Here is a 16242-nt window from a genome sequence, read left to right on the forward strand (position 1 = left end):
CGTCTATTGGAATGATTGCCTATTCGTTTGCCTGCCCGTCTTCATCGGATTTGACGTCGCCCGAAGTAGCTACGCAGGCGGCTTCCTCGACAAATGGCAGCGTAGCCGCAACGTTCACGACCGATTCCGCTCCTCTGGGCGCGGCTCCAGGGACGCGATAATCCTCTACGCGGATCGGTTCGATCGCCGCTTCCTCCGGTTTGTCCAGCTGTGGCACCCAGTTATAAGGAACCCGGTAAGAACGATACACCATGTTGGTGTTGCGCGTGTTCCAATACGGCGAAATGTATTCCCACACCAGCTCGTGCTCGCGCGTCACTTCGAACAGTCGTCCGTTCGAACCTTCGGTAATGAGCGTATTGCCATTGGCGAGCCGTTGGGCCGAGCTGATATATGGGCTATAAAATTTATAGGAATCGGTCGGCACCGAAAATCCCGCTTCTGCCGGGGTATACTGCCACACGATCTCCAGCGTGACCGGATCGATCTCCAGCACTCGGGAATGATCGCGCACCGCCGACTTCAGTCCATATGGGGAAGCGGGATTCGGCAGGCCATATCCGGCCCAGCCGCCGTTGTCGAACACAAGCAGGTTGCCTTCGCCCGGCAGGCCTCTTGGGATGATATGGGCATGATGCTGGCCGATGATCCACCCGATATGCTTCACTTCGGGAAGGGAGTAGTCCGGCCCAAGCTGCCAGACGATCTTTCCTGTTCGTTTGTCGGTGATCGCGATAATGTTCGCTTCGCGCGCATCCCAAATGATATTGTCCGGATGGAAACGTTCGTCCCCGGCATCATAGAAGCGGTTCGGGCCGACATAAGATGCGGAGTTGATGTGCAGCCAGTCGCCTACGCCCCCTCCCAGATTGCCGAACGAACGGGTATTCGGATCACGGAACAATACGTTGCGAGCAGCTTCATCGAAGCCCAGCTCTTCGAAATGCTCGTTCGCAGCCCATTCCCAGATGATATTTCCCTGCCAATCCACTTCGAGGATCGTGTCATCGAGCAGCGGTTTATCGGAAATTTTCGGATTGTTCACGTTTTTGTGGGACAAGATCAGCGTGGTGCCGCTGCCCACCTTCGGTACCAATCCCGGAGCATAGTACCCGACCGGATTGCCTTCCCGTTGGTAGTCATGATGCTGTCTTGCATACCAGAGCGGCTCGTATCCAGGGTCCTCGATATGTTCGTAGCCATCGTATTTCCAAACGATGTTGCCGTCCCAATCCACCTGCACCAGGTCAAGGTTATCCTGAATGCCGAACTTCGGATCTCGGCGCCCGGTGCTGCCGAGCACGTAACCGCCCGGGAACAATTTGGCCGGGAAACCGATCAAGCCTTTCCACAGACGCACTTCCCTGCCGTTCATGTCGATCAAAACAACGCCCTCGTCCCCGGCTTGAAAAATCGTATAACCGCTCCAAGCCTTCTCCGGCTGATACACCGTTGCTCCTGTCGGATAAATCGTTGAATGTCCCATAGTGATCGCTCCTTATATGTTGGTTAATAACTCAAATAATTTTGGTCATTGCTTCGTGCCGGCTTCTGCTTCTGTTCCTGATCCACAGGCACCGGAACTGCCGCATTCTGTTCGGCCAGCCCCAGCAGCGTTTCGGAGAACCCCTCCAGATTGGCAAAAATCCGTTCGTAGAAACGGCTCTGCTGCTCCAGCTCCTCTGCCGTGAATCCTTGAAACAGAAGCGTGATACATCGGTCACCGATGTTGTTGTTGCGCGCCACCATCTCCCGCCCTTTGGCGGTGATGTCCAGCAGTACCGTACGGCGGTCGTCCTCCTTCCGGCGGCGCACCGTATACCCGGCCGCTTCCAGCTTGTCGCTGAGCGCAGTGATCGCGCCAGAGGTGAAATCCATCTGTTCGGCCAGATCGCCAAGCCGCTGCTCACCGTCGCGAATGATCTTTTGCAGGATCAGCATGGCAGGCAATGTCACGCCCTCCACGCTGACGCGGTCCCGTTCCTTCACGAATCTGCGCACCATTTTGCGGAACAGGTCATCCGCGCGCGTCAGCTGTTCCCAAGTCTCTTTTTCCATTCAATTTGCCTGCCTTTCCATAAATTCGGCCTCTCTGGTCGGTTTTGGGCAATAAAAAAAGGCATCCGGCATACCACCCCTAATCGGGTTGGTATACAGGAGCCTTTGGCGGTCCAATGAGCTCAACATTATTTCACTGTTCATTTAATTAGTGTTGAAGGTTTGAGATAACTATAAACCCCTTATCCCTACCTGTCAAGTATGTTTTAAAACAAAATATTTCATGTTGGCTGCACATCATTAAACGCAAAAACGGCAGGACATCATCGTCCTGCCGCTTCCGCTCGTGGTATTATACCATCACCTTGCAAATATCGTTGGTGAACTCTACCGGATCCTGGATCGGCAAACCTTCGATCAGCAAAGCTTGATTGTAAAGCAAGCTGGTGTACAGCTTCAATTTGTCCTGATCCTGCGCGAAGGCTTCCTTCAACGATTTGAACACGTCATGGTTCACGTTGATTTCAAGCACTTTATCGGCCTGCACGTCCTGGCTGTTCGGCATGGCTTTCAGCACTTTCTCCATCTCGATGGACAGGTCGCCTTCGGCGGACAAGCATACCGGATGGCTTTTCAGCCGTTTGGAGGCTTTAACGGATTTGACCTTGCCTGCCAGTTGGGCCTGCATCGCTTCGAAGAGCTCCTTGTTGTCGTTCTCGGAAGCGTCCTTCTCGTTCTCGTCCGCCGCGTCTTCGATGCCCAGGTCGCCGCTGGACACGGATTTGAATTCTTTTTCCTTGTAGCTCATGATCATCTTGATCGCGAACTCGTCGATGTCGTCGGTGAAGTACAGGACTTCGTATCCTTTATCCAGCACGCCTTCGATCTGCGGCAGCTTCTCGATGCGTTCCACCGATTCGCCAGTTGCGTAGTAGATGTACTTCTGGTCTTCCGGCATTCTGGAGACGTACTCGTCCAGGCTCACCAATTTCTTTTCTTTGGAAGACGTGAACATTAGCAAATCCTGCAGCACGTCCTTGTGCGTGCCGTAGTCGCTGTATACGCCGTACTTCAACTGGCGGCCGAATGCCTCGTAGAACTTCTCGTATTTCTCGCGCTCGTCCTTGAGCATGCTGAGCAGCTGGCTCTTGATTTTGTTTTTGATGTTTTTCGCAATCAGGCTGAGCTGGCGGTCATGCTGCAGCATTTCGCGGGAGATGTTCAGGGACAGGTCCTCGGAATCGACCATACCTTTCACAAAGCCGAAGTAGTCCGGCAGCAAGTCGCCGCATTTGTCCATGATCAGCACGCCGTTGGAGTAAAGCTCCAGCCCTTTTTCGTATTCCTTGGTGTAGTAGTCGAACGGCGTATGCTCGGGAATGAACAGGATCGCGTTGTACACCACCGCGCCGTCTGCGCTGATATGTACGTGTTTCAGCGGTTTGTCGAAGCCATAACGCTTCTCCATGTAGAAGTTGTTGTAGTCTTCTTCAGTCAACTCGCTTTTGTTTTTGCGCCAGATCGGCACCATGCTGTTGATCGTCTGTTCTTCAGTATACTCCTCGAACTCGTTCTCCGCGCCTTCCTTCGGACGGGAACTGGTAATGTCCATTTTGATCGGATAACGGATGAAGTCGGAGTACTTCTTGATGATCGATCTCAGGCGATACTCTTCCAGAAACTCGTCGTAGGAGTCTTCTTCGGTGTTCGCTTTGATGGTCAGCACGATTTCCGTGCCGACGGAATCTTTCTCGGCCGGCGAGATCGTGTATCCGTCCGCGCCTTCGGATTCCCATCTCCACGCCTGGTCGCTGCCCAGCGCTTTACTCGTGACGGTGAGCTTATCCGCCACCATGAACGCAGAATAGAAACCTACGCCGAATTGGCCGATGATGTTGTGGCCGTCTTTCGCTTCGTTCTCTTTTTTGAACGCCAGGGAGCCGCTCTTCGCAATAACGCCGAGGTTGTTTTCCAGCTCTTCCTCGGTCATCCCGATGCCTGTATCCGTAATGGTCAGCGTGCGGTTGCCCTTGTCGATGGTAAGCTTAATGTAATAGTCCTCTTTGTTGAAGACGAGTTGATCGTCAGTGAGGGCTTTGTAATATATTTTGTCAATCGCGTCACTGGCGTTGGAGATCAATTCTCTCAGGAAAATTTCGCGCTGAGTGTAAATGGAGTTGATCATCATATCCAGCAAACGTTTGGATTCCGCCTGAAACTGTTTCTTGGTCATGAAGAATGGGTCTCCTTTCAGAATAGGAAATGGTTGGCTTGGGACTATGCCCTGGCCCATCGTATCGCAGTTCATGCAACGATGGCAACGATTAACTGTTAGCACTCGTTACATTGGAGTGCTAATCCCTTTCTTTTATATAACATATGGGAAATTTGGGTGTCAACCTGGCGAGTGGTTTTTAGACGAAAAGGTGGGTGGAGCGCGGATTGATGGGCGAAAAACGCTCTCCCTTTCTGCAACCCTCCAGGCTACCTTAAATTCTAACGAACATTAAACACCCTATTATGGAGAAATCGAGCGCTTGCAAACTGTAACGAACCTGAGACACCTTAATCGGCCGAAAATCGATCGTTCGGTGCCGTGGCACCCCGAATAACGATACTGAGGTTCGTTAGCGTGTGGGAGTGTGCCTTTTGGCCCTAATAAGACGTTTAATGTTCGTTAAATTTCGCCGGTTGTCCATCACGCGCCAAAAGGACTGGTCTCCAATGCGACCACCCCTTATTTGTCCATTCCCGGCATTGTTTTTTAATGCAACCTTTTCTATATGAAGCACACCACTCACTCACACGGTGCACCGCTGCCGATACAACAAACTTCGCTGCTGTTTACCACCACTTCAAACGACATCACCAGCCCAACTCTCACGATACCTACTTCACCATTTTGGGATCGAGCGTGTCGCGCAGGCCGTCTCCCAATAGATTGAAGCCCAGCACCGTCAGCATGATGGACAAGCCGGGAAAAATGAGCGTCCACGGCGCCTTTTGGATGAACTGGCGCGAGTCGGACAGCATTTTGCCCCACTCGGGGTCGGGCGGCTGGGCGCCCATGCCCAGGAAGCCGAGCGCGGCGGCTTCGATAATGGCCGTGCCGATGCCCAGCGTGCCCTGCACGATCAGGGGCGTCAGGCTGTTCGGCAGGATATGCCGGAACAAAATCCGGCTATTGCCGGCCCCTAGCGTTCGCGCGGACGTGATAAACTCCTCCTGCCGCAGGCTGAGGACACGGGAGCGCACCAATCGCCCATATGTCGGCACATTGACGATGGCGATGGCAAGCAAAGCGTTTTGCAAGGAAGGTCCGAGAATGGCTACAATCGCAATCGCCAGCAGAATGCCCGGAAAAGCCAGCAAAATATCGAATAGGCGCGAGATGATCATGTCGGCCCATTTGCCGTAAAATCCCGCGATTAATCCTAGCAGCGCCCCCGCAACGATCGAACCGATGACCGAGAAAAATCCGACCCACAGCGATATGCGCGCTCCATACAGCACCCGCGAAAAGATGTCGCGCCCGAGATCGTCCGTCCCGAACCAATGCCCGGCCGAAGGCGACTGCAACCGGTCTGCCAGCACCTGTTCCTTATAATCGTAGGGCGCGATCACCGGGGCCAGAAATGCCAGCACAATAAAAACCGTAATAATGACCAGTCCCGCCAGCGCAAGCCGATTTCGGCAAAACGTTCGCCAGGCATCCCGCCATGGACCGGATTTCGGCACGTTTGCCGCCTCAAATGCATGCCCGGTATTCGTCGATAATTTGGCCATGCGGCATCTCCTTTCGGTTCAGCTTCATTTGTAGTTGATGCGCGGATCGAAGACGGCGTACAGCAGATCCACGATCAGGTTGATGACGACAAAAAAGAACGCAATGATCAAGATGCCGCTCTGAATGACCGGATAGTCCCTTGAACTGATTGCTTCATATATATAACGGCCGACGCCCGGCCAGGCAAAGATCGTTTCCGTCAGCACCGCGCCGCCCAGAAGCGAGCCCGTCTGAATGCCGATGACCGTCAGCACCGGAATGAACGCATTTTTGAGCGCATGCCCGTATACGACGAAAAAAGGACCTAGCCCTTTGGCTTTGGCCGTCCGGATATAATCCGAGCTCATCACCTCCAGCATGCTGGAGCGCGTCATACGCGCGATGACCGCCATCGGAATCGTACCCAGCGCGATGCTTGGCAGAATCAAATGTTTGGTGACCGTCCACAGCTGGTCCCAGCGCCCGGCGATCATCGAATCGAGCACGTACAGGCCTGTCACCGCATCCACCGGATCGCGCGGGTTCATACGGCCGATGGAAGGCAGCCATTGCAATTGGTTGGCGAACAGCCATTGTTCCATCAATCCCAGCCAAAAGATCGGCATCGAAACCCCGACCAAAGCAATGACCATGCAGCAGTAATCAAACCAGGAGTTGTGCTTCCATGCGCTGATAATCCCGGCGTTGACCCCAATGATAACTGCAAACAGCATGCTTGCCATCGTCAGCTCCAGCGTGGCCGTCAGATATGGCATAATTTCCTGGGCAATGGGTACCTTGGTGCGGATGGATGTGCCGAGGTCGCCTTGTAACAGGTCGCCAAGATAGGCGAAATACTGTTGAAGCCAGGGCTTGTCCAGTCCGAGCTGCTCGCGGAGCGCCTGTTTGGACTGTTCGGTCGCTTTTTGCCCCAGGATGGTTTCGGCCGGATCGCCGGGGATCGCATGGATTATGGAAAACACGATGATACTCATGCCGAGCAGCACGGGCAGCAGTACAAGTACGCGTTTGACGATGTAACTGCTCAATCCTCATTCACCGCCTTTGCTTCGTGGCTGATTGGATTTCAAAAGCGCCCACCGGGCCTGCATGGCTTGAGATGTTGGTTCCGAGTGTCGGTTCTGGTAAGCATGGCAGGCCCGCCTGCGCTCTTGGATGATTCGGTTATGCGCTAGCTATATAAACAGCACTAATCAATCACACAGGCCACTACGCGTGCAGTACCATCTTCCGATCGCTGTTATCCCCAGATTTACTGATTTTCTTCTCCAAAGAGGAAAATCCGGTGATAAGCCTATGCTTCCGATGCAGCTTTCCTTCAGATAGCTTTTAGAACGCTCCGCTTCTCCAGATTCTTTCTGACCCTACCGTATTTGTGTATTTATCTAGTTCAACCTATATAGCTGCGAAACTTGTTATTCAAAGTAGGCATTGGCATAGGATTCGCTGCCCAGCGGCGAAGGCGTAAAGCCCTTCAGGTTAGCTTTGCCTGCGAGAATCGGCGTCGTGTGCACCAGCGGAATCCACGGCGCGTCTTCTTTAATGACGACCTGCGCCTGTTTGTAAAGCTCGGCCCGTTTCTCTTGGTCCGTCTCTTTCTGAGCGTCGGTCAGCAGCTTGTGCAAATCCTCGTTCACGTAAAAACTGCGGTTGTTGCCGGGGATCGCATCCTTGTCCAGCAGGGTGTACAGGAAGTTGTCCGGGTCACCATTGTCGCCCGTCCAGCCGAGCATGTAAATGTCGTCCTTCTCGCCAGCCTTCGCATCATCCAGATACGTCGCCCATTCCGGGGATTCGATGTTGGCGGTCACGCCGATTTTTTCGAAATCCGCCTGGATCGCTTCGGCCACCTTGCGCCCATCCGGCATGTACGGCCGGGATACCGGCATCGCATAGAACGTGATCGGATCAGGCAAACCGTCCGGATAGCCCGCTTCCGCCAGCAACGCTTTCGCTTTTTCCAGGTCGTACGGATAATCCTCTATGGCGTCGTTATATCCCCACAGCGTCGGCGGCATCGGGTTCACGGCAGGCTGCGCCTGTCCGGCAAAGAAGGCATCGATGAGGGCCTGCTTGTTCACCGCATGGTTGAGCGCTTGGCGTACCAGCACGTTATCGAACGGTTTTTTCTTGAAATTAAAGCCGAGATAGGCCACGTTGAATGGCGGACGCTCGATTTTTTGCAGCTCGGCGTTGGATTCCAGAATCGACAGATCGTCCGGGTTCAGGTCTTCCATGACGTCGATCTCGCCGTTCTGCAATGCGTTGAATCGGGCCGTGTTGTCCGGGATGGAACGCACGATCACCTTGTTCAGCTTCGGCAGGCCTTCTTTCCAGTAGTTTGGATTTTTGTCCAAAGTGATGGAATCGTTCCGCTTCCACTCCACAAAGACGAACGGTCCCGTGCCCACCGGCTCGTTCTTGAAGTTTTCCTTTTTCTCCTGCACCGCAGTTGGACTGGCAATGCCAAACGGCGTCATCGCGATATTTTGCAGGAATGGCGCCTGCGGCTGGTTCAAAGTGAATTCGACCGTCGTTTCGTCGATTGCCTTCACTTCCTTGATCACCCTTCCTTCCGGCGGGCCGAACATCGAATCGTAGTAGTCGAAGGAATCGCCCTCGAATTTGAACTCGCTGTTCGGATCGCCCCAACGATTGAAGTTGAACACAACCGCTTCGGCATTAAAATCGGTGCCGTCATGGAACTTCACGCCGGACTTCAGCTTGAACGTATACGTCAAACCATCCTCGGAAATTTCCCAGCTCTCCGCCAACCCCGGAACGACTTCCGTGCCGCCCTCCGTGTAATCGAGCAACGAATCGAACACCTGGTGCCCGATCTTCAGCGATTCCCCATCCGTCACGATCGACGGGTCCAGCGACACGGAATCTCCGCCGCGTCCCATGATCAGCGTATCCTGAGCAGCCGTTTCCGTCGGCGGGTCGCTGCCTTCCGCAGGTGCAGGCTTGTTCTGTCCGCTCTCTCCCCCGGTACATCCCGACAAAACGACCACCGTACTTAACGCCAGCAGCATCAAGCCGGATAACCATTTTTTTCTGCTCCTCATACAACCAACACCCTTTCCCGTCTCAAAATTTTGCGCGCTGCCGCATAGACCAAAGGCATGAAATCGATATGTATCTTTATAGGCTTTGAATGCCTGTGATACCGCTAAATGGAGTGGCACCATGAACGATAAGGTTGTAAAAAATTGAACAAAGGTCAATTAGTAACAGCATAGTGGTGGTTAACAGAAGATCAGAACATAAACGATCCTGTCTGCAAGAGCGATTTTGTGGGGTTGAAAATAGCTTGTCCTAAAGGGAAAACGAATTGCCCATTAGATGCAGCGATAGTATCAAACCGGGAAATGGAAGTGTTCAAGTGAATTGGTGTTATAAACGGAACGTAAGAAATGGCTGCGTGATCGCCGAGGTGTGAACATGTCCAACGGGACGACATTCCAATAACTTTGCAATGTTAAGGTGATGTCATGGTAAGAGGGTTTGTGTAAAACATTCTAGGGGATAAAACCATTTGGTGTACTTTACTTTACATTACATTGATCATTTAGACAAGAGATTTGCGGATATTCGTCCTCAACTTTATGCGTTATGTCAACATCTCTTACACAAAATGCGAAAATGGTACAACTTTAGGACAGTTTCCATTGCGAGTTTGGGAGAGCTGGCAATTGGAATTGGAGTTGGCATTGGAGTTGGATTTGGAATACGCCGTTTCACCTTTTTGTAAAAACTAAAAGACGCCTGCTCCATTGGTGGAGAGACGTCTTTCCGCTGGCATTTGGAACTGTGTTCACGTGCATGCCGCGTTATTTTTTGAACAAACCCCGACGGTGCATCACCGTAATGAAACGATAAAAATCATAGCTCGCCCCATTTTCGATGCTGAACAGCGGGTTCTTCGTGTCATACGCCAGTGCAGCATCCACGGCCGCTTTCGCCCATGACGGAACCTCCATCTGCTGACGTGCCTGGAGGCGGTCTACCTGTGCTTTGAGCGCATCAAACGCTGCTTTTTCCTCGGCTGTCATCGGTTCATCTCCTTTCGGCGGTTCGCTTGCATTGGATGGCGGATTCGGATTGGACGGTGTCGGGGTTGGTATCGGCACGGTTGCCGGAGCATATCTCGCCCGCAGCTCTGCAGCCGATCCCTCGAACTCGTTCATGTCCACGTTGCCGCTAATGCCGTCTACTTTGCCCGAGTCCGTGTACTGCCAGAATGTCCAGCGCTTCCACGCCGGTTGGCCGTCCGGCACACGGGACGTGCTGTAACGCGCGATCCATAGATCGTACGCTCCGAGCGAGACATCGAAATTGCCGGCAAAGGAATTGCCTGTATAAATGATCGGTTTGCGCCCGGTGAGGCGCTCCAATTCGGTCAGAAAGGCTTTAGCTACCGCGTTGATCTGAGCTTTGCTCAGATTGCCGGGGTTGTTCTCATAGTCCATGACGGGCGGCAGCTGCAGCGTCTGGGCTCCGCCCACTTTTTGCAATGTATTGGCATAATGCGCAGCTTCGGCTTTGGCTCCGTCAGTCGATGTGGCCCGGAAAAAGTGATACGTTCCGACCAGCATGCCCGCCGCCAGCGCGCCTTTCACGTTGGTCTGGAAGTTCGGATCGGTGTACGTCTGCCCCTCGGTCGCCTTGATGAACACAAACGTCATGCCGCTTGCCTTCACTTTGGCCCAATCGATGCTGCCTTGGTACCGGGATACGTCAATGCCCTGCGCGTTGCCCGAGCTTCTCGTCTGCATGTGTCTCACTTCCTTTATGCGGCATATCGCCGTTTGTACTATAGTTGATGCGTGGAGCGATAGGTTGGCTTGTATGCATGTCCCGGTTTGGGGTATGTTGGGTTATGATGCAGGGAACCAGTAAGTTCTATGGTTTAGGTACTATATTCTTAAAATATGTCCGAGAAACACTCATAGAAATACTCATATCTCGTACTTTTTTCCTGTAATCTGCTCATATTGGTCACTCGAAATAACGCCAAAGGAAACATACTGCTTGAGTTGCTGTTCCTTTGCCCACTTTTTCTCATAGTAGTATTGGAGTCTTTCGAAATCGGAATTAAACATTTGCCCCGTCTCCCTTCGGTTGTGTTTCCATCGATAATACTCGCAATTCCAGACCGACGATTTGCCCGCCCAAAGCTTCGTTTTGTTGTTTCAATTCCAATGCCTCCAGTTCGCGTTGAACCAGTTGCTCTCCGATCTTGTCCATTTCGGAAGGATTCATAGGCTGTGTCTTGGTCAGTTCGTCAATCTCTTCCTGGCTTAGCCCCTCAGCCCAAAGGTCAGGAAGCTGTTCCTGCGGTCTATCTTTCAATGCTTCCTGGTATGCTTCCCAAGCTGCTAGGTCAAAGCGTGGCCGGAAAAGGCCAGCAGGTACCGGTATGCCAACGATATACCCGGCAATCTCCGGGTTCTGTTCTTCTTCCGCTTCCGGGGTTTCTCGCAGCTCGGTTTCCGGATTCAACTCGGCTCGTTCAGATCCAGCATAAAAAGGGACGACACCGAAAAAGGCATCGTCCACCAACACGTCCTCGATATAGAGTCCGTCTGTATTTATTTTAGGTACGGCTTTCATGTGATCCCTCCTTTATTGTTCGGCTAGGAATGGCGGTATAACCAGCGAGAAATAAAGATTACTGCCTGCGACACAAAAGACATCTCCGCTAGGATGAATACGAATACGGGACGGCACTTCCTCGCTACCACCATCATAAGATACTGTTACACAAGTAATGGACATCTTAGGTCTGAATCCTGTCGGCAACCTGAAAACAGGAGAATTGGTTCCCACAACACCATCTTTGATCAACCCATCAAAATGGACAAATCCCATAGAGTCCTTTAAAAATCTAGCTGCTGGGTATATTCCGTCAGTGCTGTATGGAACCCATCCGTTAAGCAATGTCGGCGTAATCCATGTAGGACTGTCCTTTTCTGCTTTTTTGCTCTCAAGGACCGAAATCCGTGTGGTGTTATCTTGCAACGTCCTGACTGCATCCAGCAGCAGGGCCTTTTCGTTCTCGGCATAGGTTCCTGAAAAGTCCACAGCCGGATATTTGTCCAGCATCAGGTATGTGACGGTGTATATATCAGTAGAATCAAAGTCGGTCCAAGGTATTCCAATATACTCGTTACCATAAGATACTTGGGGTCTACGTGTAATCAGGTAGCCGGATATTTTTTTGCTGTTTTTATAGACAGACTTAATTACATCGGCTTTATTTTGTAACAGTGCATGATCACCATCATACGTATAGTTAACCACAGCCCAATCTCCGTATCTTGCAGGTTTTACGCCCTCCCGCAACACAATACCCGTACCTAGCTCAACCTGATTATCACCCTCGAAGAACGTCAATTGCCCCTCAGACGTGATCGGCTCGACGACTGGCGTAGCAAGCTGGTATAGGAGTTTGTACGGAGTGTAGTTCGAAGCTGGTGTTGTTGGTAACACATACGATACATGTTGCCCAATATTCGAATCGGTGCTTCTATCTTTCCAGGCTATCTCCACCCATGCCTTTACCCCTGTACCTGGATAAATACCGTCTGTTGGTTGCGAGTACGTGTACATCTTCCATCCCATGAAATATGCTTTAATCTCATCGGCTGTAGGTGTATAGGCGTCTCCCCATCCACTATCTTCAGCGGAAACAGAAATAGCAAGGTTTTTATTGAGTTTATCAATCGCCCATGCATCTGCAGCTGCTTCGTGAGACCCCCATCTCAAAATTTTCCCGTCGAATTTAACAGCAACAGCCGCATCCCTAGAAAGATAGTCATAATTGACACCTTCTACCTTGGGATAAATAGTCTTATACCCATTGTTGTTACCTTGTATAAGGGTAATAATTTTGCTTCCATCCAGTACAACCCTGTGCCACTTCGCCAACTTGAAATACTGCCCCTCCCTCTCAATCACCATATCCGGGTTTGCTCCGGTGGCTGGATCAGCATGCAACTCGGTTTCCATCGCAAGCATGGCTTCTTCGCGAGGTTTAAATGGTTTTGCTGTTTTACCAAGGGTTAGCATTGGATTAATAATTGTATCAACACGATCTCCACTCCCGTTGATATAAACAGAAATCTGTGTATAAGCACCTGTATTAAATGTGCCTCCATTTGGACTATAATCGAGCAACAAAGTTTGTTCATCAACCGAAAATACGGCTAACATTCCTTTTCCGTTTAAAGTTGAAAAGGATAAATGATAGTCCGTCTGAGGGAGAACTTTAACAAGCAATCTCGTCCATGGACCTAAGGCTTCTGCTGTTTGCTCATAAACGTATGGACTGATTATCTTGGCGTTTTTAGTGATCAGGGCAGCTTCATAAAATGGCGGCAACAAATTCTGTCCATAACAAATCGCATATGGATTCTTAACTCCTGTTATCATTTCCGTATACGGGTACTTAGCGCTAACTTGTGTCGGCGTCATGCTGCCCAATGCGGCGTATTCATCCTCGCTGACTTCATACAAACGTACGTTATCGACGTTGAAAGTCTGCCCCGGAGAACCGCTGCCAACAACTGCGATCGTGTGAGCAGCTGCAGTTGCAGTGAAACTAACAAACGAGGTGTCAAAAGAGTCACTCGTTACTTTGTTTCCGTCAACTAAAGCATTAATCGAAACGTGCGCGTGCTCAGAGGATACATTTTTCACATCAGCAATCAACACATATTTTTTTCCGATAACGGTCGTGATTGTCCGGTTGATGTTACTGTTTTCGGACGCGAGAGTTACTCTTAAAGAACTCGTACTGCCTTCAGCATATGTCGTCGTATCAAGGCTTGCTGACATAGCCCCGATTGCCCAATTATTGTACCCTTCAAATCCACCATCACGCCCCAACAAATTCACCAACGTCCGGCCTTTCAGCCCTTCCAGCCTAAAAGCCGACGCCCGCTCTGCTTCAATCACCTGAAGCCCTGGCTTCAGCGTAACCGATTTGCGCTGCTCCGTATCCAGACGCTCTTTTAGACCGTCCGCCTTAGTTGTTACTTCATCCACTTGCTCCTTGATCTCGCCTGCAAAATCGTCCACCTTGCCCCAGTTCTGATCCAGATATCGGTCCAGATCGAAATACGTCGTTGCCGGAGAAGAACGGTCGATCTGATTCAACGCAAGATTCGGTGTTTTCGGCTCACTCATTTCAAGCGCCACCTCCCATGAATTTATCCTGCCGAGTCTGTTCGATCTCGCTCAGCGTCATGCTTTCGACTTCGGCAATCGTCAAATAGCGCAGATGGAATTCCACGCTCATGTGTGCCGGTTTAATCTCTTCAATGGCCGCCTTCAAATCATCCAGATTGGGCGGCAAGCCATATGTATCCACGAAACGAATCAGGATCGCATACTCCCCTGGCAAAACGGACACCTCGATGCCGCCGCTCTCATACGCCTGCGCCACATTGCGCAGCATCGAACCGGACACTTTGCCGCTGCCGCGCATCTTCGAAATAATGACCGACCGGCGCTGGTCCGCTGGCTTTAACGGATTGACCGGGATATGCAAGTCCTGCTCATATCTCGCGAGCGCCCACGTCGCCGACTCGGGATAAAATTGATCCAGCACGCTGTCCACGCCACCCAGCAGCTGTCCCAATTCCTCGCCCTCGGTCCGGGCAAGCAGCTTCATCTCCAGCACCTGCTCATACAGCGGCGGCAGGTATGTCATCAAGTCAGGCTTGCGGCTCATGACACCTTCACCGTGCCGAGCACGGCCACCGCATCCTGCGCAATGTCCACATTGCTGGTCCCTCCGTTAATAAGCAAATCACTGTAGTCGATCACGGGCGGAATGTCCATGATGACGTTGGCGATTCGGGTCCAGCGCACCAGCGGATCATCGAAGGCCAACCCTTTCAAATACGCTGTTACGCCTTCCTGAATCAAGGTCTTGATCCCCTCCAGCGTAGACCCGGCAGCAAGCGTCACTTTGACCTCGACATCGATCGGAATCTCTTCTGCGCCAACCACCATAACGACAGGGCCGATCGGCGCTGCACCTTCCCCCATGCCATCTTGGGTCGGATCGATATAAGTCTGCACTTCTTCGATCACCGATTCGGCAGGACGGCGCATGTCATTGCCCAGCAATGCAACCTTCACGGTTCCGGGACCATCCCAGAGCGGAAATGCCCGGGCTTTGCCCACACCCGCAATTTCTCGCGCCCACAGCTCATATTGATAGCGGTTCGCACTCGTTACCGGGCGAGATACCTTGTCCTGATAACGGTCATATAGCGACTGATCCGTCTCTTCGTCTTCACCGGGCACCAGCAGACGCACCATTTCCGCAGCGGCCAGATCCGGAATATAATCGATCGGAAGCAGCGTTCCTTTGTATTCATTGCCCATCGCGCCGGCCGTTTCGCACTCCAGCACAACTTGCCCCGCCGTTAGCCGCTCCACGGCCACATACACGCGCGTTCCCATGGAAAACCGGGATTCCAGTTCCACATCCACCGGCTGATTCCGGCTGTTCTTGAAAGAAGCAACCCACCGTGCCGGTGTCGCACGTTTACGTGAGATGCCTGACCAAGCCACTGCCCGATCCAGGTATTCACCGGTAGCCGTATCCGCAAATTTCAAATTTGCGTTCACGTCCAGCTCGATATACATCTGCGCCATTTCTACGGCGGCAGGGGCCAACGCATCATAAATGATGCTGCCCTCCCTTTTATCGATGCCCTCCGGTACGCGGTCCAGCATGCGGTTCAAAATCGTTTCATACGTTTGTTGCTCATACATTCACGTTCACCTCCAGTTCCTCCGTCAAGCTGCCGAAGTCCGTTTGGGCGGTAAAAGAAACCGTCACCTGATCCCCCTCATGGCGGAATCGAAAATCCCCTACCTCTGTGATCCGGTCATCCGGCATCAGCGCCTCCCGAATCCAACGTTCCAGCTCCGATTCCACCATGGAACGACCGGCAAGTCCCTCGGGTGACCATTCCATGCCGTAATCGGATGAATAGATCAGGTATTCATAACGGCGGGTAGATAAAGCCTTATGGATGGCTTGCTTGACAGCCTCCCGGCCATCCGTGCCCAATCTCCCGATTCGGCCTCCTGCCAGATCCAGCTCATAGGTTTTGCTGGGCGCAACAGTCCGCGCCACATCGTCCTTCGACTCCGTTATCTGTGCCCCTTGCGGAATCATGCTTTCACCAGCCGATCCAGCACCACAAAGCTGTCTCCGCCCTGTACGCGCAGCAGAATTGCCTGATCCCCCGTCTGCCATGATTTATTCACGATCGATTCGGGCAACACGAGAAACGGTTCCTTCAAAATGAGCCGCTGTTCCACCGTGATTTCCAGCGGCCCGGTTTTCGTCACGGTTCCGTACATGACCTGTACGGGAACACGCGCATCCACGGCGGCCACCGCCGCCTTTTTGATGACATCCAGCATTG

The 16242-nt window shown here is 52.1% G+C and carries 14 protein-coding genes; all 14 read right to left on the reverse strand.

The window, feature by feature from the left end:
• Positions 1-19: 19 nt before the first annotated feature.
• Positions 20-1486: an aryl-sulfate sulfotransferase gene (locus RSX24_RS27390; RefSeq protein ID WP_339276561.1), complete on the reverse strand. Its 1467-nt coding sequence runs from the start codon at positions 1484-1486 to the stop codon at positions 20-22.
• 23 nt (positions 1487-1509) lie between these two features.
• Complete coding sequence (locus tag RSX24_RS27395) at positions 1510-2058, reverse strand: MarR family winged helix-turn-helix transcriptional regulator (protein WP_343262346.1); 549 nt, start codon at positions 2056-2058, stop codon at positions 1510-1512.
• Between the two features lie 292 nt (positions 2059-2350).
• Positions 2351-4231 (reverse strand): molecular chaperone HtpG, encoded by a 1881-nt coding sequence (htpG, locus tag RSX24_RS27400; RefSeq protein WP_343262347.1) that lies wholly within the window; start codon positions 4229-4231, stop codon positions 2351-2353.
• Between the two features lie 656 nt (positions 4232-4887).
• Positions 4888-5784 carry a nickel transporter permease gene (nikC, locus tag RSX24_RS27405; RefSeq protein ID WP_343262348.1) on the reverse strand — a complete coding sequence of 299 codons (897 nt, stop codon included), beginning with the start codon at positions 5782-5784 and terminating at the stop codon, positions 4888-4890.
• 24 nt (positions 5785-5808) lie between these two features.
• On the reverse strand, positions 5809-6813 hold the full coding sequence (locus RSX24_RS27410; protein ID WP_343262349.1) for an ABC transporter permease: 1005 nt from the start codon (positions 6811-6813) through the stop codon (positions 5809-5811).
• Between the two features lie 387 nt (positions 6814-7200).
• The gene (locus RSX24_RS27415; protein ID WP_343262350.1) at positions 7201-8853 is read right to left on the reverse strand and encodes an ABC transporter substrate-binding protein; all 1653 of its coding nucleotides are present in this window, start codon (positions 8851-8853) and stop codon (positions 7201-7203) included.
• Between the two features lie 765 nt (positions 8854-9618).
• Positions 9619-10563 (reverse strand): glycoside hydrolase family 25 protein, encoded by a 945-nt coding sequence (locus RSX24_RS27420; protein ID WP_343262351.1) that lies wholly within the window; start codon positions 10561-10563, stop codon positions 9619-9621.
• Positions 10564-10746: 183 nt separating this feature from the next.
• Positions 10747-10890 carry an XkdX family protein gene (locus RSX24_RS27425; RefSeq protein ID WP_236415278.1) on the reverse strand — a complete coding sequence of 48 codons (144 nt, stop codon included), beginning with the start codon at positions 10888-10890 and terminating at the stop codon, positions 10747-10749.
• Entirely contained in the window at positions 10883-11401 is a 519-nt protein-coding gene (locus RSX24_RS27430; protein ID WP_343262352.1) for a hypothetical protein, read from the reverse strand. The genes RSX24_RS27425 and RSX24_RS27430 overlap by 8 nt, the downstream gene beginning before the upstream one ends.
• A 12-nt stretch (positions 11402-11413) precedes the next feature.
• Positions 11414-13978 carry a hypothetical protein gene (locus RSX24_RS27435; protein ID WP_343262353.1) on the reverse strand — a complete coding sequence of 855 codons (2565 nt, stop codon included), beginning with the start codon at positions 13976-13978 and terminating at the stop codon, positions 11414-11416.
• A 1-nt stretch (position 13979) separates the two neighbouring features.
• Complete coding sequence (locus RSX24_RS27440) at positions 13980-14525, reverse strand: putative phage tail protein (RefSeq protein WP_343262354.1); 546 nt, start codon at positions 14523-14525, stop codon at positions 13980-13982.
• Positions 14522-15580, reverse strand: a complete 1059-nt coding sequence (locus tag RSX24_RS27445) for a baseplate J/gp47 family protein (protein WP_343262355.1) — start codon at positions 15578-15580, stop codon at positions 14522-14524. Before RSX24_RS27445 ends, RSX24_RS27440 begins: the two co-directional genes overlap by 4 nt.
• A complete protein-coding gene (locus RSX24_RS27450) occupies positions 15573-15989 on the reverse strand; it encodes a DUF2634 domain-containing protein (RefSeq protein WP_343262356.1) in 417 nt (138 codons plus the stop codon). The genes RSX24_RS27445 and RSX24_RS27450 overlap by 8 nt, the downstream gene beginning before the upstream one ends.
• Complete coding sequence (locus tag RSX24_RS27455) at positions 15986-16240, reverse strand: DUF2577 family protein (RefSeq protein WP_343262357.1); 255 nt, start codon at positions 16238-16240, stop codon at positions 15986-15988. Before RSX24_RS27455 ends, RSX24_RS27450 begins: the two co-directional genes overlap by 4 nt.
• Between the last annotated feature and the right edge of the window lie 2 nt (positions 16241-16242).

Source organism: Paenibacillus hubeiensis (genome assembly GCF_032334105.1).
In the GTDB taxonomy this organism is placed as follows: Bacteria; Bacillota; Bacilli; order Paenibacillales; family Paenibacillaceae; genus Paenibacillus; species Paenibacillus hubeiensis.